Origin of the sequence: Bacillus sp. FJAT-49736, assembly GCF_018343615.1 — a bacterium.
In the GTDB taxonomy this organism is placed as follows: Bacteria; Bacillota; Bacilli; order Bacillales; family Bacillaceae_C; genus Margalitia.
Genome location: NZ_JAGYPI010000004.1, coordinates 302,392 through 324,068 on the forward strand (window position 1 = coordinate 302,392; position 21,677 = coordinate 324,068).

A 21,677-nucleotide genomic window follows, 5' to 3' on the forward strand; every position below is an offset into this window, starting at 1 on the left:
TAAAGGGGAGAACAAAAGATGAGTAAAAGGGATTTAAAGATTTTTGGTTCTGGAAACTCAGGCGGCGGGGAGTTCGACAAGGCCACCATACGCGGAGAAGGAACTGTTACAGATGACGTAAGATGTCAAAGCTTTAAAGTGTATGGAACAAGTGTTGCAATGGGAAGTGTGGAAACAAACTCCTTTGATATTTACGGGACAGTGGAAGTTCATAAAAATATTCATTCCGATACTATTAAAATTTTTGGAACCATGAATGCGAGTGGGGATGTAGAATACAACAATATGAAGATTCGCGGGACCGCAGACATAGGTGGAAATGTAACAGGGGAAGACATCAATGTGAAAGGGAGTATTTCGGTAAAGGGTGATTGCGAGGCGGAAACCTTTTTGGTGGATGGATCCTTTGATATCAGCGGATTATTAAATGCAGGTAAGATTGATATTGAATTGAAATATGGAAGGAGTACAGTGAAGGAAATCGGCGGCGAGGAGATACAGATAAAAAGAAAGTCCTCCTTCCTTGGTTTTAATAAACAAAATGGCAACCTTGGAGTAAATACAATGGAAGGAGACCAGATTTATGTGGAATATACAAAAGCATCTGTTATTAGAGGAAAAAAAGTGGAGATTGGTCCAGGGTGCGAAATTGACTTGGTGGAATATAATGAACAGTTCAGCTGTGCGCAGAATTCTAGTGTAAAAAAACAAATAAAAATATAAATAGTAGGGTTAGGGAGTTGAATGTATGGTCGCGAAAAATAGTAGAATAGGTTTTGTTGTAGCGGGTTTATTACTAGGAATCTTAATGGCATCAATGGATAATACCATTGTCGTTACAGCCATGGGAACGATTGTGGCAGATTTAGGTGGTATTGATAGCTTTGTTTGGGTTGTGTCTGCTTATATGGTGGCGGAAATGGCAGGGATGCCGATCTTCGGGAAGCTATCTGATATGTTTGGACGGAAACGATTTTTTATATTTGGTTTACTGTTGTTTATGATAGGTTCAATTCTTTGTGGGACAGCGGAAACGATTACTCAGCTAAGCATATACCGTGCAATTCAGGGAATTGGTGGAGGAGCGCTTATTCCAATTGCCTTTACGATAGTATTTGATATTTTTCCTCCTGAAAAGCGAGGGAAAATGGGTGGACTGTTTGGAGCCGTTTTTGGTTTATCCAGTATTTTTGGACCACTGTTAGGGGCATATATTACAGACAATATTAGCTGGCATTGGGTGTTTTATATTAATTTGCCGCTAGGAATACTTGCTTTCCTATTTATCACTCTTTTTTATCACGAATCTCGTAAACATGAAAAACAAAAAATTGACTGGTTTGGTGCAATTACACTAGTCGGGGCAGTGGTATGCTTAATGTTTGCTCTAGAGCTTGGTGGAGCAAAGTTTGCATGGGATTCCAGCGTTATCATAGGGTTGTTTGCTGGATTTGCCGTGCTATTTATTCTTTTTATTTTAATTGAAAGAGTAGTTTCGGAACCTATTATTTCTTTTTCTATGTTTAAAGAGAGGTTATTTGCGGGTAGTACTATCGTATCACTATTTTATGGAGCGGCTTTTACAGGAGCTACTGTATATATTCCAATTTTTGTGCAAGGAGTATATGGAGGAACGGCAACTAATTCGGGACTTATACTGTTGCCGATGATGCTCGGTTCCGTTGTATCTGCACAGATAGGGGGATTTTTAACAACAAAGCTAAGCTATCGGAACATCATGTTCATATCTGGTATTATTACGATTTTAGGAATCTATCTATTAACCACGATTAATCCTGATACTCCCCGATATTTATTAACAATCTATATGATTATTACCGGTTTTGGGGTTGGATTTTCCTTTTCGGTACTTGGGATGGCGACAATTCATAAATTTGGGATGGAACAGAGGGGGTCTGCAAGCTCGACAAGTAACTTTGTTCGGTCACTAGGAATGACAATAGGAATAACGGTGTTTGGTATGATACAAAAGAATGTTTTCTCTGATCAATTAAAAAAGGTATTTGCGGGAATGGGTCCAATGCCACAAAATGGTTCGTTTAACCCTAATACAGTACTCAAAGAAACAGCTCGCTCACAAATACCAGCACAAATTCTTCATAAAATCACAGAGGCATTATCCACATCCATTGCCCATACATTTCTATGGGGATTAGTGCCAGCAGGATTAGCTTTTCTATTTGTCTTCATGTTGAGTAATGATAAAATGGTGATGAAAAAAGCACAGGAATAATTGTGAAATGAATGTTAAAAATTTTCAAAATCGATATACACACCCTGGAAAGTAGGGTAAAATAATAGGGAGTCGTAAAATTAAAGAGGTGATCTATCTTGAGAAGAAAAGATCATGATCAACTAAAAAAAGTAATGGCTAACTTAGCGGGTATTGGGGTAAAGATAACTAAAACAAAATCTCGCCGAGAGCTTTTCAAAGTTCTAGAGGATGTAAAGTTAATCCCTAAGTATCCTAAATTACATCATTAGCAGCATAATAAGTCAGATGTATTGTTCATACATCTGGCTTATTTTTTTGTTTGCTTTACTGAAACCTTACGTGATAGTTTTCGTCTGTTTTCATAATAAAACCATAAATTATGGGGAGGATGTGAATCGGATGAAGAGAATCATTGCAATTATATTAATCTGTACCCTAGTGGTCTCTATACTTATTATAGGTCCGAAGGGAACCTTGGCATGCAGTTGTGCTATGAAGAATCAACCACAGGAGAAATGGAAGAAGTCAATTGCTGTTTTTCAAGGTAAAGTAATAAAGAAAAAAACGAAAAGCACCTCTTTCTTTACCTCTAGCAGTGACGATCCTGTATATGTTACATTTCAAGTCCAAAAGGTTTGGAAAGGAGTAAATTCTAGAACAGTTACGATTAAAACAGCTATTTCCGGTGCATCATGCGGATACGACTTTCGTAAAAATATAGAGTATGTCGTATATGCAAAAGAAGAGAACGACAAACTTGTGGTCAATTTATGCAGTCGGACAGAGGAATTATCGAAAGCATCAGAGGACATTAATTATTTGGGAAAACCTAAAAAGGAGGGGAAAGATCTTGTGTTGATACCAGAAAAAACATTGCAAACTTCTGCTTTCATTATTCCGGGTGTATTAGTAATTTTCTTATTGCTCACGGCTATAATTTTTATTAAAAGGCGAAGAAAGCAATAAATGATAAGCTCTCAACAATGGATAGGTTAAAAGTCCAAAACTATATCCGTCTAGAGATGGAAAACTTTTGAAGTATCAATATGTATAATAAAGATAGAAAATTCTGATTAGGGGTGTGGAGATGGACTATATCATAGATATACAAGGGATCAAGAAAAGCTATAAAAAAAGAAAATCGAAAGAAATAATTGAAGCAGTTAAAGGTATCTCCTTTCAGGTGAAGAGCGGGGAAGTAGTGGGACTTCTGGGACCAAATGGCGCCGGGAAAACTACTACAATAAAAATGATGTGCGGATTATTGCTACCAAATGAAGGTACGATAAAAATTAATGGTATCGACATTGGGAAGCATCGCTTAAAGGCGCTTCGACATATAAGTACGGTTTTAGAGGGAAATCGCAACCTATATTGGAGATTAACGGTCCGAGAAAACTTAGAGTATTTCTCGGGAAATCGAGGATTGTCGAGAAAGGCAGTTTCCGCTCAAATTGATGAATTGCTTGAGCGACTTAATCTGACACATAAAGCAAATGAGATGGTTAATTCCCTCTCACGCGGTATGCAGCAGAAGGTTTCTATTGCAGTTGCATTATTATCTAATACAGAGATTATTTTTCTTGATGAACCAACATTAGGATTAGATATCGAAACAAGCTATGAAGTTCGTAAGCTATTAAAGGATATTGCGAGGGAGTATAATAAAACAATTTTACTTAGCTCTCATGATATGCCAGTCGTACAAGAGATTTGCGAGCGGGTGATTATTATTAACGAGGGCAGAATTGTTACAGACGAACGAGTAAATGACCTTCTTGAACTTTTTGACACGAAGGCATATTCTTTTACAATCAATTCAGTTCTTACGGAAAAGGAAATACAAGTGATCCAAAAGCATTTTATGGTGGAATTAAAGCTTCACGATGGAATGCAAACTGTTGTTACAGTGACAATTGGTCATAGTGATGATTTTTATAAGGTAATTGAAATGTTTAAAGAAATGAAAATTGATATTGATAAAGTGGATCGTTCCATTATTGACTTCGAACAAGTATTTTTGAAGATTGTAAAGGGGGAAACGAAGCGTGAAGTTGCTGCAACTGTTTAAGGCAAATTTTCGAAGGGAGTTCATCTTATTGAAAAGATATCTTCCTAACACGATTAGTGAACTAATCACCTTCTTTTGTATATTTTTAACCATGTTTTTTGGGATTAAAGTGGTTGGAGATCCGAACACAATGGAATCAAATGTCCAATATACGATTGTCAGTTATGTATTTTGGTTCTTGTCTTTAGGTGCAATGCAAGGAATAGGCTGGAGCATTATGACTGATGCGCAGCTCGGAACTCTAGAGCAACTATATATGTCACCAATGGGTGCATGGAGAATTTTATTGTCAAGAATCGTTTCGACGACCTTGCAGCAGCTTATCATACTAATCGTTTTACTATACTTAACCATGTTGGTAACAAATACATGGCTAAATATTGATATCGTATCTATCTTGCCAATATTGATTTTTACAGTGATAAGTATGTTTGGGGTTAGCTTCATGATCGCTGGGATGGCTATCATTATAAAGCAGGTTAATGCCTTTTTACAAGTCTTGCAGTTTATACTAATGGCTTTAACGTTCTTTCCTATGTCTCTCTCGCCATACCTGGCTCTCTTACCTGTTGTTAAGGGTGTAGATATGACTCGTGCTATTATGATTCAAAATAAAACACTCCTTGATTTTGATTTGTCTGATTATATAAGTCTAATAGTCAATGCTGCTATTTATTTGGTTTTGGGTATACTGGTATTTAAGCGCTGTGAAAAAACAGCAATGACAAAAGGTGTATTAGGACAATATTAAAAAGATTTTTCTGAAAAAAGTTATTGCCTTTTTAGAAAGTGTCTGTATAATACTTAATAATAATAAAGGCTCTTTTCTTAATTTCTGTTGCTTTTCTAAACAGAAATATTATAAACATCCTTCTAACGGTTAAGAAAGAATGGAGTTTTAAGAAAAGATGCCCCGAAGCAAGTGACGTCAGGACTTGTAACCATGTACGAAAAATAAAAAATCTATTCGAAAAGCCATAATAAAACTCGAGGATGAAGAGAGTAGTCTAAAGGGGAATGATAGAGAGCTGGGGGATGGTGGAAGCCTGGCAGGATCTTATAGATGAAGCGCACTTCGGAGAGGTGAATCTGAAACTTAGTAGGATGAATCGGGAACACCCGTTACAAGGAAAAGTGGTTGTATTGTGAACAATTAGAGTGGTACCGCGGGCTAGCTCGTCTCTTAAATAATAGAGGCGGGCTTTTTTTATTATTTTTTTGGAGGGAACCCAAATGGATTTAAAAGTAATTTTCGCTAAGAAATTGAATGATTCCAATACTGAGTTAGGGACAATAGAAAGCATCTATAATCTTATCGAAGTGCCAAAAAATCCTACACATGGAGATTTAGCGTTTCCGTGTTTTCAATTGGCTAAGAATCTAAGAAAGTCGCCGGCCGAAATTGCTGCAGAGCTTTCTCGAAAATTAGAGAAGGACACCGGCTTTTCTAAGGTTAACCCGATTGGACCTTATATAAATGTGTTCTTTTCTTCGGAAAAAATCGGCAAAGTAGTGGTTGGGCAAGTATTAAAAGCGGGTCATGACTACGGAGATAGTTCCATAGGGGAAAACAAAACCGTTGTATTGGATATGTCATCCCCAAATATAGCAAGACCTTTTTCAATGGGACATTTACGTTCAACCGTTATTGGAAATGCACTAGCAAATCTTGCTGAAAAAACTGGTTACCAAACGGTAAAGATTAATCATGTAGGGGATTGGGGAACCCAATTTGGAAAATTAATCACCGCCTATAAAAAATGGGGAGATCAACAGACGGTAAAGGAAAACCCGATTAAAGAGCTTTCAAAATTATATGTCCAATTTCATGAGGAAGCCAAAGTTAATCCCGTTCTGGAAGCAGAAGCAAGAGCAGCTTTTAAAAGCTTAGAGGATGGGGATGAAGAAAACCTTCAATTATGGAAATGGTTCCGTGCTGAATCACTGAAAGCATTTATGAAGATATATGATTTGATAGGAATTACGTTTGATTCCTATAACGGCGAAGCGTTTTATAACGATAAAATGGAAGAAGTGGTCGATTTACTAAAGGATAGAAATTTATTGGAGCATTCGGATGGAGCAGAGGTTGTAACACTGGATAAAAGTCAACTACCACCATGTTTAATCAAAAAATCAGATGGAGCAACGCTTTATGCAACCAGAGACCTAGCTGCAGCCATCTATCGTCAAAGAACTTATCAGTTTGATACGGCGTTATATGTAGTCGGGCAAGAGCAAACGGTACATTTCAAGCAAGTTAAAGGAGTGTTGGAAAAGTTGGGATTCACTTGGGCTACCAACATGCATCATATTCCGTTTGGGTTGTATTTGAAGGATGGAAAGAGAATGTCGACCCGAAAAGGAAGAGTGATTCTTTTAGAGGAGGTGCTAAGAGAGGCTATACTACTTGCTGAAAAAAATATTTCGGATAAAAATCCATCCTTGGTAAATGCAGCTGATGTAGCAGAAGCAGTGGGAGTTGGGGCAATCGTTTTTCACGATTTAAAGAATGATAGAATGAATAATATTGAATTTTCCTTAAAGGATATGCTGACATTTGAAGGGGAAACAGGTCCATATGTACAATATACGTATGCTCGGGCAACATCCATTTTACGCAAGGCTGCCATAGATCAATACGAATTCGCAGCTTTGCAAGATCAGGAAAGCTGGGAAATTATCAAGCTTTTAAATCAATTTCCGGAAACGATTGAAAGTGCATACGCTAGGTTTGCACCGTCTGTTTTGGCAAAGTATTTAATCCATCTTAGTCAAGCCTTTAATAAATATTACGCTAAAGTGCGGATTATCCAAAAGGACACAGAGTTGTTATCGAGACTTTCATTAGTAAAAGCTGTGACCATTGTTTTGAAGGAAGGGCTAAGAATTCTCGGTATCAAAGCACCGGAAGAGATGTAAGGGACAATAAAAGAAGCACTGGCGTATGCCAGTGCTTTATATAAGTATTGGACAAGCAATTTAACTCGGTGAAAATGCACATAATATCACTAATCCATACCCCGATGAGCAGGGCATTTACGCCTTTCTAAATTGCCTCCGAATTTGTTAATGGAATATTATGCTTCACTTTCACTTCTTGAGCGTTTTTTTTCTTAACCTCAATATATTTAACGTGAAGGTCTTCCATTTCTTTGATCATAAACTCAAAATCTTCAAATTCGATAATATCGCCTTGCTTAGCTTCATAGTTTTCAGTTAATACCCAACCGCCAAGCGTATCGATGTCTTCGTCCTGAATATCAATTCCCAAAAGGTCATTTACTTCGGTCAAAAGAACCTTAGAATCAATAATGAAATGATTATCCTTTATTTTACGTATTAACGGAACCTCATCCATATCAAATTCGTCGCGGATTTCGCCGACAATTTCCTCTAATATATCCTCAACCGTTACAAGACCAGATGTACCTCCGTATTCATCAATTAATACAGCCATATGAATCCTTTCCTTTTGCATCATAACTAATAAATCATGAATCGGAATGGAATCAATAACACGGATAATCGGACGGATATAATCTTGTAAGGAAAGCTCTTCAATCCCTTTTTCATTAATCATGTCTGTGAGTATTTCCTTCACATTCACAATTCCCATGATATGGTCCTTATCCCCGTCAATAACGGGATAACGGGTAAAACGTTCTTCCTTTGCAACATCCAAAAATGTTTGCAGGTTATCCTCTTTTGATAAGGAAATAATCTCCGTGCGTGGTACCATAATTTCCTTTGCAATTCGATTATCAAAATCAAAGATATTATTAACATATTTAAACTCTGATTGATTGATCTCGCCGCTTTTAAGACTCTCCGATAAAATAATACGTAATTCCTCTTCCGAATGAGCAATGTCATTTTCACTGGTCGGCTTAAGACCAAAAATTTTAGTCACAAGACGGGCAGAGTTGTTTAATACCCAAATAAACGGGAACATTAAACGATAGAAGAAAATTAATGGTTTAGCATGCAACAAGCTAAGAAATTCTGCTTTTTGAATAGCTAATGTTTTCGGTGCCAATTCCCCAACAACTACATGAATAAAAGTAATTGCAGCAAAAGAGAGAGCTAAAGAAATAACATTCGTAATAGAGCCCGGTATATGGAGTAATTCAAACAACGGATGCAGTAATTTCGATACCACTGACTCTCCAATCCATCCTAAAACCAATGATGCAATAGTGATTCCTAGCTGACAGGCAGATAAATATTCATCCAAGTTGGTAATAATTTTTTTCACAGCCAGCGCATTTTTACTTCCCTCTTCAATGAGCTGGTCAATTCGTGAACTCCGCACCCTTATAATTGCAAATTCTGATGCAACAAAAAATGCGGAAAGTGCTATTAGAAAAAAAACAAGCACTAGTTTAAATATGTCCAAATAAGTTTTCCTATCCCGTAATAGACGGGATAGGAGTCACCTCCTATTTTGTTAAGAAATGTAGCGACTGTACCAACAGTGCGCTCTCTATCGTAAGCCTTTTGTAAATAGTCTCTTTTTGCTGAGAATTAAGCCCTTCTATGACAGGAGCCAAATCGGAAAGCTCCATTTCTAGCTGCTTCATGTGCTTGGAAACAGCTTCAATATGCTGTTGTACGATTGTTTCATTCATTTCCTGGCATTTCTTCATTTCCATTTTCTTTCGGATAGTGCTAAGTGATGCTCCGAGCTCTTTGTATCTTTCAATAAATTTTAGATCCTCTAAAGCTTCTGAAGCATATATACGATAATTCGATTTAGAACGATTAGCCTGCAAGAGACCCAAACTTGTATAGTAATCTATCGTTCTCTTTGATACATTGGCTAAGGTTGCTAACTCTCCAATACGGTATACGACCCCATCCTATCACCACCTTTAAAGAAAGAATGCTGTACTCTTTCCAAAGTCCAGCTTTTATAACGAAAAATATTAATAATATTATAGAAAAAACAAACCGTACAGTCAAACGTGATACTTATTTATGTGTATATTTTACAATATGGAAATTTATTGTCCAGTATTCATTATTAGCTTTTGTTTTTCATTGCGAACGATTAATCTTTTACAGGTAAAACTTATCTGTTGAAGATGAAAACATATACTCCTTATGATGAAAGCGAATGCTGAAAATGACCCCCAATGCGAGCATATTTCCCATTAAGGAGCTTCCGCCGTAACTGATGAATGGCAAGGGAATCCCTGTAATCGGGAGTACTTGAATAGTCATGCCGATATTTTGAAAGACATGAAAGGTAATCATGGCTATTACACCCGCACATATATAGGTATTAAATCGTTCCTTTGTTATAATTGCGGTCTTCGTTAAGTGGTAGATAAGAACAAAAAATAAGCAAATAACTAAGCTTGACCCGATAAATCCATATTCTTCTCCAATTACGCTAAAAATAAAATCGGTATGTCGCTCTGGTAGATACACCTGCTGTCCCATAAATCCCTTTCCAAAAACCTCACCGGAACCAATGGACATAATGGAGCTTCGTAATTGCCTTCCTTCATCAGGGTAACTATAAGGGTCGATCCAGGTATAGATACGGTCAAATTGATAAGCTTGTGCCTTTAAGTACTTATTTACTAATTCAGGTGCTGATATTACTAAATATAATACAGTTCCACCTAAAGTGATTAGTGCACCGTATAGCGGGACAAGGATCTTCCAGGTGATACCTGATACTAAAATAAGTCCTGATACAATGACTAAAATAACCAGGCTAGTTCCCAAGTCTGGTTGTAGCATGATCAATCCAAGCGGAATGGCAGCTGTCACACCAATTTTTAGCAGAAGTTGAACATCAGTTTTAAAGGTTTTGATCCGAACCTTTTCATGATGCCCTGCAATAACCTTGCTAATAGCTAAAATAATGAAGGTTTTCATGAATTCGGAAGGCTGTATGGCTCCCACTCCAGGTAGGATATACCAGCTTATTGCACCATTTCTCTTAGGGACTAAGCATCCTTTCTCTGGGCAATGAGGAGCGATGATAAGGCCAATGAGCATTACAATGCCGATTCCGTATAGATAGAATGCTAGTTTATTATATTGACTTGGTTCAAAGAACAAGGAGCATGCAATAATAATGAAACCTAGTATGTACCAAAATCCCTGCAGCATCACAAAATTCTTCCCATATTGATTAGAGGTTTGCGCACTATATATGGAGATACAGCTAACTAGGAAAAAAAGAAATAGTAGCAATACTAATGTCCAGTCAATTTTATCGATGAATCTATTTTGTTTTTCCATTATTTTCACCTAATTCCTCAATTTATCCATATTATTAAGACGAAAGAAATAAGGAAAAGTTTCCAATATATATACATAAGATGATTTTGTTCAAAAAATGTATAATATTTTACTGCGGTTAAGAGAACTAATGTCCTCTAAAAAATAAGACCAAATCTACATGTGATTTGGTCTGCCAATTACAAATTCTCTGTGGCTTGTTCCGCAATAATTTTTTTTACTTCAACGTAAAGAACATGAGATTCTTCCATTTCAGATACAATGAATAGGAATGGAGCTGCTTCAATCTTGTCATCCTGTTGCAAATCATATTTTTGTGTTAATAGCCAGCCTCCGATTGTATCAACCTCTTCATCCGATATGTCTGTTCCCAATAAATCATTCACATTTTCAATTAATACTTTTCCGTCGAATATAAAATGGTTTTCTGCTATTTTTCGAACGAGCGGTACTTCATCCGCATCAAATTCGTCGCGGATTTCCCCCACAATTTCCTCGAGAATATCCTCCACTGTAACCAATCCAGCTGTTCCGCCATATTCATCTAAAAGGATGGCCATATGTGTCCTTTCCTTTTGCATTTTAGCTAAAAGATCCTGTATAGGTACAGTTTCAATAAAACGAAGAATTGGATTAATATATTTTTCTACAGGATCATCCTCGAGACATTCGTTGTAAATACAGTCTGTTAAAAGCTCTTTAATATTTATTAGTCCGATAATACTATCTTTATCTCCATTTGTGACAGGGTATCGAGTATATCTTTCTGTCCGAACAATCTTCATTATCTCTTCAATGGTAGAGTCTTTGTCTATACTGACAATTTCCGTTCTCGGGACCATAATTTCTTTTGCGATTCGATTATCAAATTCGAAAATATTGTTGACATATTTATATTCCGATTGGTTTATTTCTCCACTTTTAAGACTTTCAGAAAGGATTATTCTTAGTTCCTCCTCGGAATGTGCGATCTCATGATCAGGGATGGGCTCGAAGCCAAAAATTTTTGTAACAAGGCGGGATGATCGGTTTAACAACCATATAAATGGAAACATTATACGGCTGAACCATATAAGTGGTGTTGCATACAACAATGTGATGGTTTCCGCTTTTTGAATCGCAATGGTTTTCGGCGCTAATTCACCAAGCACAACATTCAAAAACGTAATAATGGCAAAGGAAAGAATAAAAGATAAAATATCTTCAACGGAAGATGAAGTGTGTATGACATGAAAAACTGGCTTTAACAACTGCTTCATTGTAGGCTCACCTAGCCAGCCAAGTATTAAGGAAACAACGGTTATTCCTAATTGGATTGCTGATAGATATCCATCCAATTTTGAAAGTATTTTTTTTACTATTGCAGCTTTTTTGTTGCCTTCCGCAATTAATTGATCAATTCTGGAAGAGCGGACTCGAACAAATGCAAATTCAGCTGAGACAAAAAAAGCAGTGAGGGCAATTAATATTATGATTAGAAAGAGTTTTAAAACAGGCATTGTTTTGTCCTTTTAAATTGAATTTGTACTTAGTCATCTTAAAAGGACAAGCACCTCCTAACATTTTGCACATATATTGATACTTTACCCAAAATGAAAGTAAATAGTGCAAGGTAGAATGAGTCAAATATAAATTTTATCAAAAAATAAAATTTGGCAAAAATAATGGAGGATTTTTAATTTAAATTTGGTAAAATAAATTGTAACTTTGATTTGATTAGATACAGTTTCTATTAAGAAGCTTTTTTTTAGGTATGGTATTATTCGGAGGGACTTTAATTGAAAAATCATACACGGAATCGTGATGTTATCTATATACATGTGAATTTCCCAGATCACTATGTAATATCTTCGGGAATAGATTTCAAGGAATTCGCAATAGCAAATCCTGAGATTTCCAACCTTTTACTTCTTCGCCATCAATATGAGGAGGTAAATTACAATTTACATACTTTATTTGATTATGTAGACAATGAAACGATTTCGAAGCTTGCCAACGAGGATGTAAATAATTACGGAGACTTTTGTTGGATTGATTTTGATAATGAAGAAGCATTGAACCTATTAGAGGGACAAGAAATTGCCGAGCTATTATATTTAAGTCACTCCAAAAATCATCTTCGACTCCCTTTTTATCGGAAGTTAGATAATCATTTTGCTTACCTTGCGCATGAAGACGGGTTATTTAATAAAACATATTATCGTTCATTTGATAACTTTTATCGGGTCCTAGGCTGCTCCATTATGAACAAAATAAGTGAAAAGGCTGAAAAGCCGATGTTTGGTCTAAGGCGCAGAAGAGAGTTTTCGAATGTACCAGTAGAAATTCTCTACCCTTTCATCGAGAATATGAAAGAGGGAATGGTGATTTCTTTAGAAAGGGCAAAATACTCCCGTTCTCAAATAGAAATTCCGATATGGGTAATCGGTGACTTCTATTATATGGATGAAATGCAGGAGGAATACGACAATCTCGGCAATCGACCGGTAGATGGCAAGATAGTGTATGATCGAAAACTAAAGGAATGGAAATGCTTTATAAAATAAGAAAAGCACAAACGCCTTGCCCATCGGTGTATGGATGAGTGAAAATAACTCTTCAATTTTCACTTTCCGATTACAGATAAAGGAAACATGGCGAGGGACGAGTCGATGTTGATTGATCATTGGGAGAAGGGGTAGAAATCCAATGGTCGATAGGCGCTCGAGCTAGACAGTAATAAAAATCCGCATAACATATGCGGATTTTTATTTTGAAAACTTTTTTTGCGCCCAAGCATCTAATTTTTTTACTTCTTTTTTTCCGAATGTAAATCCATATACAATCAATAAGACAATAATAAGGGTGAATATGTCTAATTTCCTCGTATGAATAAAGTTAACAACACCAATAATAACCTGTGGAATTACACCTGTGATGGCAAATAAAATACTAGCTACTCTGAACCAAAATTTAGATTTCATCCCATACCGAGAATAGAATAGAAAAAAAGTAGATGCCCAAGCTAAAACCTCTAGACACACCAATATTATCCATTTATATTCCAAAATATAATTCATTTATTATCCTCCTTTGAAAAAGCCTGGGAAATATACCGTTTATTATAAAAACGATATATCTCCCAGGCTTTTCCCCTTCCGTGTTACACAGTTCATCTGTGCGTTTTCCCTTGGACCAGTCTAGCAGGATGCTACGGAACCCTAGAAAACATATATGCAATTAAATAGATATTAACAAAAGATCAGCAAAAAATCCAGAAATGAAACGAAAGTACGAATTTATGAAATGAGGGATGAATTGTCACTGTATATAGGTTAATATTAATAGCGAAATCTTTTGTTGATTTTCACCGTTATGAATTTTTTACATATGATATTTCTAGGCAAATGTCATGAATATAGAAACATATTCTACGAGAGAGTAACTGGAGGATCATTATGAAAACAAAGCTTTGTTTATTATATGGAGGAAAATCCGCTGAACATCAAGTTTCTTTGCAAACTGCAAAGGCAGTTATTCAAGCACTTAATAAAGAAAAATTCGAAATTCATCCCATATTTATTACAACTGAAGGTCAGTGGATAAAAGGCCGGCAAATAACTGAACCAGTTGAAAATGTTTCTGATTTGGAATTTAAGGAAGATAATTCGGTTTTATCAAATGCCATTACATCATTAATGGATGAAACAGGAAAACCTGGATATGATGTTGTTTTTCCTCTCCTACACGGACCAAATGGCGAGGATGGAACGGTTCAAGGGTTGCTGGAACTTTTAAATCTTCCGTATGTAGGAAATGGTGTCCTTGCATCTGCAGCCGGAATGGATAAAGTAATTATGAAAAATATATTTTCGCAAAGCTCACTTCCGCAAGTAAAATATGTGTGGTCTTTAAGAAGTGCGTGGCAAGTTAACCCTGAAGCTGCATATTCGTATGTGGAAGAGGAAATCGGCTATCCATGTTTTGTGAAACCAGCAAATCTTGGTTCCAGTGTAGGAATCAGTAAATGTACAAACCGTGAAGAATTAGCTGCAGCTTATAAAGAAGCATTCCAATTTGACCGGAAAATAATTGTTGAAGAGGGTGTTATTGCCCGTGAAATTGAGATTGGTGTTCTAGGGAATGATTATCCTGAATGTTCTATCGCAGGTGAAATTCTTCCCAAAACAGCCTTTTATGACTACAAAGCAAAATATGAAGATGGAGATACATCCCTAATTATTCCGGCAGATATTCCTGAAGCATTATATGCAAATCTATCTGATTTGGCAAAAAAAGCATTTAAATCATTGGATTGCTCCGGACTAGTTCGTGCTGATTTTTTTGTAACAACGAATGGGAATGTATTCATTAATGAAGTGAATACGATGCCCGGATTTACACCTGTCAGTATGTTCCCACTTCTATGGAAGCATAGCGGTATGGAATACCCGGAATTAATCGAACGTTTGATTCAATTAGCATTGGAGCGCTATGAAGAAAAGCAGCAAATTAAATATTCGTTTTAATGGAAGGAATCACGATTAGTGATTCCAATTCACTTTACAAGAGAATTGGATTAATGGAGGCGCAAGATAAATGATGAAGCGTACGATTAAACAAATTTCAAAAATGATCAGAATAGAAAACGATATAACAAGTTTCGAGGATACTTTAATTAACGGCGCATGTATCGATACAAGGGTGATTGAGGAAGGGAATTTATATGTACCTTTAAAAGGGCGGTTTTCAGATGGACATCTATTTGTAGAGACAGCTATTCAAAATGGTGCAGCTGCAGCTTTCTGGCAAATGGATGTGCCCAACCCGCCGGAGGACCTGCCGATATTAATTGTAGAGGATGTTTTAACAGCATTGCAAGAGCTGGCTAAAGCTTACTTAAATGAATTGGATGTAAAAGTCGTCGGAATTACAGGCAGTAACGGAAAGACCACTACCAAAGATATGGTAGCAAGTGTATTAAGCCAAAAATATAAAGTGCAAAAAACAATAGGCAATTTTAATGGAAAACAAGGACTCCCGTTAACTGTTTTGTCATTAAATGAAGACACAGAGATTGCTGTTTTGGAAATGGGAATGAGTGCAAAAGGAGAGATAGAGTTTTTAACAAAGCTGGCTCGACCTGATGTGACAATTATTACGAATATTGGCGAGGCGCATTTGCAAGATCTAGGCTCCCGGGGTGCGATAGCCGATGCAAAAATGGAAATTGTTCAAGGCTTATCGCCCGATGGATTATTCATTTATATGGGAGACGAGCCACTGCTGAAAGAAAGGATTCAAGCTTATCCTAATATTCGCAGGAAAACATTTGGCGCAAGCAATGAAAATGATATTTACCCAATGAATGTAAAACAAGAAGAATTTGGTAGTGCATATTCCACTAATATTGCACCAGAACTTTCTCTATTTATCCCAGTGTTAGGGGAGTATAATGTATTAAATTCCCTTGCCGCCATCATGACAGGCTTGGAGTTCGGTTTATCTTTAAATGAAATAAAAGAAGGCCTTTCCTCCATGCAGCTTACTGCAATGAGAATGGAAATGCTGTCAGGAATGAAGGGAGTAAAAATTCTTAACGATGCTTACAATGCCAGCCCTACTTCCATGAAGGCAGCATTAAATTTAGTAATGGATTTGGAACAAACGAAATCAAAAATTGTTGTTCTTGGAGATATGCTGGAGCTAGGCAAGGATGAAATAGAATTCCACCGGGAAATTGGACGTTTTCTTCAACCATCCAAAATCCAATATGTTTATACTTATGGTGAACTTGGGTATTACATTGCTGAAGAAGCAACCAAGCAATTTGGGTCCGAGCGGGTATTTTCGTATTTAGATAAACAGAAATTGACGAATGCTTTATTATCCGTTATAAGGGGTAATGAACTTATTCTTGTAAAAGCATCCAGAGGAATGAAATTGGAAGATGTGGTTGATTCATTAATGGAAAAATAAGAAAAATATAATCAAGTTCCATTTCCTACTTTTAAGGTATATAGGAGGGACATTATTGTTAAACTAGAAATGCCCCCTAAACCATGTGGAAATGTGGATAGAAAAGGTAAAATAATCAGTCATTTTAGATGGTAAAGTAAGTGGACCTATACGTATTTTATGGATTCCATTTACATTGAAATCTCTATCTATTAATGATACCATATACAGTATCGTTTACACTTTTTGCCGTAAAACATAAGAGGTAGAAATGTCTTTTTTGAAATAGAATCGAGTATAACCCAAGGGGGTTAATATGGCCCTGTTAAGTGTCTAGAAGGAGAATGAGAAGCATTGACGAAGTTTTCAGAATTAGAATTAAGCCCATCCCTAATAAAATCTGTTAAAAGAATGGGTTTCGAAGAAGCAACACCGATCCAAGCTAAGACAATTCCACTTAGCTTAAAAGGTGTCGATATTATCGGGCAAGCACAAACTGGTACCGGTAAAACAGCAGCATTTGGAATTCCATTAATTGAAAAAATTGATACAAAAAATCCAAATATTCAAGGAATTATTATTGCGCCAACTCGTGAGCTTGCTATCCAGGTGTCAGAGGAATTATATAAAATTGGTTATGATTCTAGAACTCGAGTTTTAGCCGTATATGGGGGCCAAGATATCGGAAGGCAGATAAAAGCCTTGAAAAAAGGTCCGCAAATAATTGTTGGAACACCAGGAAGAATCCTAGATCATATTAACCGCCGTACTTTGAAGTTGGATCAGGTTCACACTTTAATTTTGGACGAAGCCGATGAAATGTTAAATATGGGATTCATTGATGATATTGAAGCAATTCTATCCAGTGTTCCCGGAGACAGGCAAACACTTCTTTTCTCCGCTACAATGCCAGATCCAATTCGCAGAATAGCTGAGAGATTTATGAAAAATCCAGAATTAATTAAAGTGAAGACAAAGGAAATGACTGTTCCGCTTATTGAACAATATTTTGTTAAGGTTTATGAACGAGAAAAATTTGATATCCTTTCACGTTTAATAGATGTTCAGTCCCCTGAGCTGGCAATTGTTTTTGGACGTACGAAGAGACGTGTGGATGAATTGGCAAATGCCTTGAATCTACGTGGTTACACTGCAGAGGGAATCCATGGAGATCTTAGTCAAGCGAAACGTCTTTCTGTTCTAAGAAAGTTTAAAGAAGGCAAGATAGATGTGCTTGTAGCAACCGATGTAGCAGCAAGAGGTCTTGATATCTCAGGCGTTACACATGTATATAACTATGATATTCCACAAGATCCGGAATCCTATGTACATCGTATTGGCCGAACAGGTCGTGCTGGAAAAGAAGGTATGGCAATTACATTTGTTAGCCCTCGTGAAATGGGATACTTAAAAACAGTGGAACAAACTACGAAAAAACGCATGATGCCTATGCGTCCACCTTCCCTTGATGAGGCGTTTGAAGGTCAACAACGTGTCTCAATGGATCGTATTAATGAAATTTTAAGGGAAGGTAATCTAGAGCAATATTATACTGTAGCTAAAGAGCTTCTGGCAGGCAATGATCCGCTCATGGTTACAGCTGCGGCCTTAAAGGTAATGACGAAAGAACCTGATAATACACCAGTTCATATTACAGAAGAGCGTCCATTACCGGTGAAACGAGAATCGCAAAAATCCTCTGTTCGTAGAGGGAAACAATCTTCTTCTTCCTATGCGAATAAAAACCGAAAACCAAAAAGAGCGGGAAGAAGACCGTAATCAAATCAAACTAAAATAACCAGAACGGGGCCAATAAAAGAGTAAGCGATGAGACAAGGCCGACTTTAGTGAGCTAGAATGAACACTCCTTATCAAAGATAAGGAGTGTTTTTATTTTCTTCATTTCCTCCTTTAATCGACAAATACACCCATCCAATTCAAACTATTCAAAATTTTACTTGTATAATAATTAGTAATAAAATTAAAATAATTATATTATTACAGATTATTTTGATAAAATAAATTATTCTCATTATTGTTTTCTAAATTGGCTATTTAGAGCCAATTTTAATCAAAGAGGGAAATTTATAAATTATATAAATAAAATAATTGTATTGACTATTCAAATATATCAATCTATAATTTGAAATATAAACTTAATGAAATATTAACGAAATTCAACAAATTTCGACATATAGGTTTCTTTGTTAGGGGGACTCACGTTGGGTAATCAACCACTTTTGCAATTACAAGACTTACGTACCTCATTTCGAATACAAGATAATTTCTATGCTGCTGTAGATGGAGTTTCATTAACGGTTAATGAAAATGAAGTAGTAGCTATTGTAGGAGAATCTGGATGCGGTAAGAGTGCTCTTGCTCTTTCCATAATGGGATTACATCCAGAGGGGAGAACGAAATTAGAAGGCAATGTTAATTTCCAAAACCGTAATTTGCTTTCACTATCTACTTCAGAAATGAACAAGATTCGCGGAAAAGATGTGGGGATGATATTCCAGGATCCGCTAACTGCACTTAACCCGCTTATGACTTGCGGAAAGCAAATTGAGGAAAGTATGAATTACCATACAAAATTATCCGCGTCTGAAATTAAAGCAAAGGCGTTAGAATTGCTGAAAAAAGTTGGGATTCCGAATCCTGAACGGACTTACAAGCAATATCCTCATGAATTATCCGGCGGTATGCGTCAGCGCGTGGTCATTGCAATCGCGATTGCATGTGATCCTTCACTAGTTATTGCTGATGAACCAACTACCGCTTTGGATGTGACAATCCAAGCTCAAATTATGGACTTATTGAAAGATCTTCAAAAGCAAATGAAAACAGGCATTATTTTAATAACACACGATCTTGGTGTTGTAGCCGAAATGGCAGATCGCGTGGCAGTCATGTATGCTGGAGAAATTGTGGAGCTGGCAGATGTGAATACACTATTCAAAAATCCGCTTCATCCATATACACGCTCCTTGCTAAATTCTATTCCCTCTACCACATCGGGAAATGACAGATTACATGTTATAAAAGGTATTGTACCATCCTTACAAAAGCTTCCTAGACAAGGCTGCCGATTTAAAGATCGTATCGACTGGATGGACGCCAATGAACATGAAGAAAATCCGATTTTGCGGGAAGTTGAACCAAATCACTATGTACGTTGTACATGCTATAAGAATTTTGATTTTCCGCAAAACGACATAGGGGACATGAACGATGACATTTCTTAAAGTGAACAATCTTAAAGTTTATTATCCAATTCGTGGCGGTTTTTTCAGAAGAGTCGTTGACCATGTAAAGGCGGTAGACGATATCAGCTTTGAATTAAAGCAAGGAGAAACTTACGGACTCGTTGGAGAATCAGGATGTGGAAAAACGACAACAGGCCGAACACTAATCGGTCTTAATAAGGCAACATCTGGAGAGATTCTGTTTGAAGGTCAAGACTTAGCGAAAATGAGCCGAAAGGAATTTCATCATATTCGCCGAGATGTTCAAATGATTTTTCAAGATCCTTATTCTTCATTAAATCCAAGAAAACGTGTACTGGATATAATTGCCGAGCCAATGCGGAATTTTGAAAAGCTATCTAAATCAGAAGAAAAAGATAAAGTCGCATACTACATTGAAAAAGTAGGGTTGAACGCCGAATCCATTTTTAAATATCCTCATGAGTTTTCAGGCGGACAGCGGCAAAGGATTGGGATTGCAAGAGCCTTGACGCTAAAGCCAAAGCTGATTATTGCGGATGAGCCGGTTTCGGCATTGGACGTTTCCGTACAAGCGCAAGTACTGAATTTCATGCAGGATATTCAAAAGGAATTTAATTTAACCTATTTATTTATAAGCCATGACCTAGGAATTATCCAACATATGTGTGATCGGATCGGAATTATGTATCGTGGTCAATTTGTAGAAGAAGGTACAAGTGATGATATTTATAATAATCCGCAGCACATCTATACGAAACGATTAATATCGGCTATTCCAGATGTTAATCCTGAAAATAGAGGGAAACAAACGGATATTCGCCAAGAGGTAAACGCAGAGTATAAGAATTCATACGATAAATACTTTAATGCTGAGGGCAAGGTACACAAACTAAAATCCATTTCTGATACACACTCAGTTGCACTACCATAGAGAGAGGGGAATGTAGAAAATGTTGAAGTTTATTTTGCGAAGAGTTTTGATCATGATCCCTCAGCTATTTATTCTAAGTATTCTCATCTTTGCACTGGCAAAAGCAATGCCTGGGGATGCATTAACAGGACAGCTGGCAAGCAATCCGAAAATGGACCCGCAAACATTGCATGAACTAAAAGAGAAGTTAGGGATGTTTGACCCGCCATATGTGCAATACGCACATTGGATTAAAGGATTAGTACATGGGGATCTCGGAATGTCTGTTATCCACCAAATACCTGTAACACAACTGCTAGAAGGAAGACTGTGGAATACTATACTTTTATCTGCTGCGATTTTGGTCTTGTCCTATATTATCTCTATCCCACTTGGGATTGTAAGTGGAAGATGGACAGATTCATGGGCAGATAAGACCATTGTTGGTTACAATTATTTAACTTATGCAACACCGCTATTCATTTTTGCTTTATTAGTACTATTCATTTTTGGATTTGTCCTCGGATGGTTCCCGACTAGTGGAAGTGTAGACATTCGAGCAGAAAATGGGACATTTGCTTACTATTTAAGCAAGTTAAATCATCTTATATTACCAGCTTTTTCAGGGGCAATTATCAGCACTACCTATACTATTCAAATGCTACGTAATGAAATTATTGATACAAAGATTAAAGACTTTGTTAAAACAGCCAGAGCAAAAGGGGTTAATGAATCAAGAGTATATACTCGCCATATTTTAAGAAACTCCTTATTACCGATTGCGGCATTTTTAGGGTATGAGATAACAGGATTAATAGGTGGATCTGTATTCTTGGAATCTATCTATGGTTACCCTGGACTTGGTCAGTTGTTTGTCGATTCCATCTCACAACGTGATTTCAGCGTCGTCACAGCTCTCGTTATGATTTCTGGTTTTGCAACTCTAGTCGGTACATTATTATCGGATATCATTCTAAGTGCTGTAGATCCGCGTATCAGAATTGAATAACAAGTGGGAGAGGAGGACAATCGTAC

Annotated in this window: 19 protein-coding genes, 1 riboswitch and 1 other annotated feature; of the genes, 14 read left to right on the top strand and 5 right to left on the bottom strand. The window is 36.8% G+C overall.

The features are described from left to right. The first annotated feature begins 18 nt into the window (after positions 1 to 18). The 7 genes from KHA87_RS19510 to argS all read left to right on the top strand — a co-directional run bounded on the left by KHA87_RS19510 (position 19) and on the right by argS (position 7,229). Complete coding sequence (locus KHA87_RS19510) at positions 19 to 723, top strand: polymer-forming cytoskeletal protein (protein ID WP_213095857.1); 705 nt, start codon at positions 19 to 21, stop codon at positions 721 to 723. Positions 724 to 748: 25 nt separating this feature from the next. Next, positions 749 to 2,254, top strand: a complete 1,506-nt coding sequence (locus tag KHA87_RS19515; RefSeq protein ID WP_213095858.1) for an MDR family MFS transporter — start codon at positions 749 to 751, stop codon at positions 2,252 to 2,254. A gap of 98 nt (positions 2,255 to 2,352) precedes the next feature. Then, the gene (locus KHA87_RS19520) at positions 2,353 to 2,505 is read left to right on the top strand and encodes an Lmo0850 family protein (RefSeq protein ID WP_213095917.1); all 153 of its coding nucleotides are present in this window, start codon (positions 2,353 to 2,355) and stop codon (positions 2,503 to 2,505) included. A 130-nt stretch (positions 2,506 to 2,635) separates the two neighbouring features. Then, the gene (locus tag KHA87_RS19525; protein ID WP_213095859.1) at positions 2,636 to 3,202 is read left to right on the top strand and encodes a hypothetical protein; all 567 of its coding nucleotides are present in this window, start codon (positions 2,636 to 2,638) and stop codon (positions 3,200 to 3,202) included. Positions 3,203 to 3,323: 121 nt separating this feature from the next. Beyond that, positions 3,324 to 4,307, top strand: coding sequence for an ABC transporter ATP-binding protein (locus KHA87_RS19530; protein ID WP_213095860.1), 984 nt, complete (start codon positions 3,324 to 3,326; stop codon positions 4,305 to 4,307). Continuing rightward, the gene (locus KHA87_RS19535; RefSeq protein WP_213095861.1) at positions 4,285 to 5,058 is read left to right on the top strand and encodes an ABC transporter permease; all 774 of its coding nucleotides are present in this window, start codon (positions 4,285 to 4,287) and stop codon (positions 5,056 to 5,058) included. Before KHA87_RS19530 ends, KHA87_RS19535 begins: the two co-directional genes overlap by 23 nt. 230 nt (positions 5,059 to 5,288) lie before the next feature. Continuing rightward, positions 5,289 to 5,494: a binding site (T-box leader), on the top strand. 46 nt (positions 5,495 to 5,540) lie between these two features. Continuing rightward, positions 5,541 to 7,229: an arginine--tRNA ligase gene (gene argS, locus KHA87_RS19540; RefSeq protein WP_213095862.1), complete on the top strand. Its 1,689-nt coding sequence runs from the start codon at positions 5,541 to 5,543 to the stop codon at positions 7,227 to 7,229. Between the two features lie 127 nt (positions 7,230 to 7,356). Here argS and KHA87_RS19545 read toward each other — a convergent pair whose 3' ends face one another. The 4 genes from KHA87_RS19545 to KHA87_RS19560 form a co-directional block, all read right to left on the bottom strand. After that, the gene (locus KHA87_RS19545) at positions 7,357 to 8,706 is read right to left on the bottom strand and encodes a hemolysin family protein (protein WP_213095863.1); all 1,350 of its coding nucleotides are present in this window, start codon (positions 8,704 to 8,706) and stop codon (positions 7,357 to 7,359) included. Positions 8,707 to 8,749: 43 nt separating this feature from the next. Continuing rightward, positions 8,750 to 9,151, bottom strand: a complete 402-nt coding sequence (locus KHA87_RS19550; protein WP_213095915.1) for a MerR family transcriptional regulator — start codon at positions 9,149 to 9,151, stop codon at positions 8,750 to 8,752. Between the two features lie 217 nt (positions 9,152 to 9,368). Then, positions 9,369 to 10,568 carry an FtsW/RodA/SpoVE family cell cycle protein gene (locus KHA87_RS19555; protein WP_213095864.1) on the bottom strand — a complete coding sequence of 400 codons (1,200 nt, stop codon included), beginning with the start codon at positions 10,566 to 10,568 and terminating at the stop codon, positions 9,369 to 9,371. Between the two features lie 179 nt (positions 10,569 to 10,747). Then, a complete protein-coding gene (locus KHA87_RS19560; RefSeq protein WP_213095865.1) occupies positions 10,748 to 12,067 on the bottom strand; it encodes a hemolysin family protein in 1,320 nt (439 codons plus the stop codon). A 279-nt stretch (positions 12,068 to 12,346) separates the two neighbouring features. On the opposite strand from KHA87_RS19560, the gene KHA87_RS19565 reads away from it, so the two are divergent. Continuing rightward, a complete protein-coding gene (locus KHA87_RS19565; RefSeq protein ID WP_213095866.1) occupies positions 12,347 to 13,114 on the top strand; it encodes a hypothetical protein in 768 nt (255 codons plus the stop codon). Positions 13,115 to 13,315: 201 nt separating this feature from the next. Here the strand turns inward: KHA87_RS19565 and KHA87_RS19570 are convergent, their stop codons facing one another. Beyond that, the gene (locus KHA87_RS19570; protein WP_213095867.1) at positions 13,316 to 13,627 is read right to left on the bottom strand and encodes a hypothetical protein; all 312 of its coding nucleotides are present in this window, start codon (positions 13,625 to 13,627) and stop codon (positions 13,316 to 13,318) included. 57 nt (positions 13,628 to 13,684) lie between these two features. Continuing rightward, a riboswitch (guanidine-I (ykkC/yxkD leader) is annotated at positions 13,685 to 13,783 on the bottom strand. A gap of 222 nt (positions 13,784 to 14,005) precedes the next feature. Here KHA87_RS19570 and KHA87_RS19575 point away from each other — a divergent pair. The 6 genes from KHA87_RS19575 (at position 14,006) to opp4B (ending at position 21,651) form a co-directional block, all read left to right on the top strand. Next, positions 14,006 to 15,076: a D-alanine--D-alanine ligase gene (locus tag KHA87_RS19575; RefSeq protein ID WP_213095868.1), complete on the top strand. Its 1,071-nt coding sequence runs from the start codon at positions 14,006 to 14,008 to the stop codon at positions 15,074 to 15,076. Between the two features lie 70 nt (positions 15,077 to 15,146). Further along, a complete protein-coding gene (locus KHA87_RS19580) occupies positions 15,147 to 16,526 on the top strand; it encodes a UDP-N-acetylmuramoyl-tripeptide--D-alanyl-D-alanine ligase (RefSeq protein ID WP_213095869.1) in 1,380 nt (459 codons plus the stop codon). A 333-nt stretch (positions 16,527 to 16,859) separates the two neighbouring features. After that, positions 16,860 to 18,284, top strand: coding sequence for a degradosome RNA helicase CshA (gene cshA / locus KHA87_RS19585; RefSeq protein ID WP_213095870.1), 1,425 nt, complete (start codon positions 16,860 to 16,862; stop codon positions 18,282 to 18,284). Between the two features lie 443 nt (positions 18,285 to 18,727). Continuing rightward, entirely contained in the window at positions 18,728 to 19,750 is a 1,023-nt protein-coding gene (locus KHA87_RS19590) for an ABC transporter ATP-binding protein (RefSeq protein WP_213095871.1), read from the top strand. Continuing rightward, a complete protein-coding gene (locus tag KHA87_RS19595; protein ID WP_213095872.1) occupies positions 19,737 to 20,663 on the top strand; it encodes an ABC transporter ATP-binding protein in 927 nt (308 codons plus the stop codon). The genes KHA87_RS19590 and KHA87_RS19595 overlap by 14 nt, the downstream gene beginning before the upstream one ends. Before the next feature lie 19 nt (positions 20,664 to 20,682). Next, complete coding sequence (gene opp4B / locus KHA87_RS19600) at positions 20,683 to 21,651, top strand: oligopeptide ABC transporter permease (protein ID WP_213095873.1); 969 nt, start codon at positions 20,683 to 20,685, stop codon at positions 21,649 to 21,651. Positions 21,652 to 21,677: the final 26 nt, after the last annotated feature.

Coding starts and splice junctions, on each gene's coding strand:
- KHA87_RS19580 (WP_213095869.1), top strand. CDS start 15,147: ATGATGAAGCGTACGATTAAACAAATTTCAAAAATGATCAGAATAGAA.
- KHA87_RS19510 (WP_213095857.1), top strand. CDS start 19: ATGAGTAAAAGGGATTTAAAGATTTTTGGTTCTGGAAACTCAGGCGGC.
- KHA87_RS19560 (WP_213095865.1), bottom strand. CDS start 12,067: ATGCCTGTTTTAAAACTCTTTCTAATCATAATATTAATTGCCCTCACT.
- KHA87_RS19530 (WP_213095860.1), top strand. CDS start 3,324: ATGGACTATATCATAGATATACAAGGGATCAAGAAAAGCTATAAAAAA.
- opp4B (WP_213095873.1), top strand. CDS start 20,683: ATGTTGAAGTTTATTTTGCGAAGAGTTTTGATCATGATCCCTCAGCTA.
- KHA87_RS19575 (WP_213095868.1), top strand. CDS start 14,006: ATGAAAACAAAGCTTTGTTTATTATATGGAGGAAAATCCGCTGAACAT.
- KHA87_RS19595 (WP_213095872.1), top strand. CDS start 19,737: ATGACATTTCTTAAAGTGAACAATCTTAAAGTTTATTATCCAATTCGT.
- KHA87_RS19515 (WP_213095858.1), top strand. CDS start 749: ATGGTCGCGAAAAATAGTAGAATAGGTTTTGTTGTAGCGGGTTTATTA.
- KHA87_RS19570 (WP_213095867.1), bottom strand. CDS start 13,627: ATGAATTATATTTTGGAATATAAATGGATAATATTGGTGTGTCTAGAG.
- KHA87_RS19525 (WP_213095859.1), top strand. CDS start 2,636: ATGAAGAGAATCATTGCAATTATATTAATCTGTACCCTAGTGGTCTCT.
- argS (WP_213095862.1), top strand. CDS start 5,541: ATGGATTTAAAAGTAATTTTCGCTAAGAAATTGAATGATTCCAATACT.
- KHA87_RS19555 (WP_213095864.1), bottom strand. CDS start 10,568: ATGGAAAAACAAAATAGATTCATCGATAAAATTGACTGGACATTAGTA.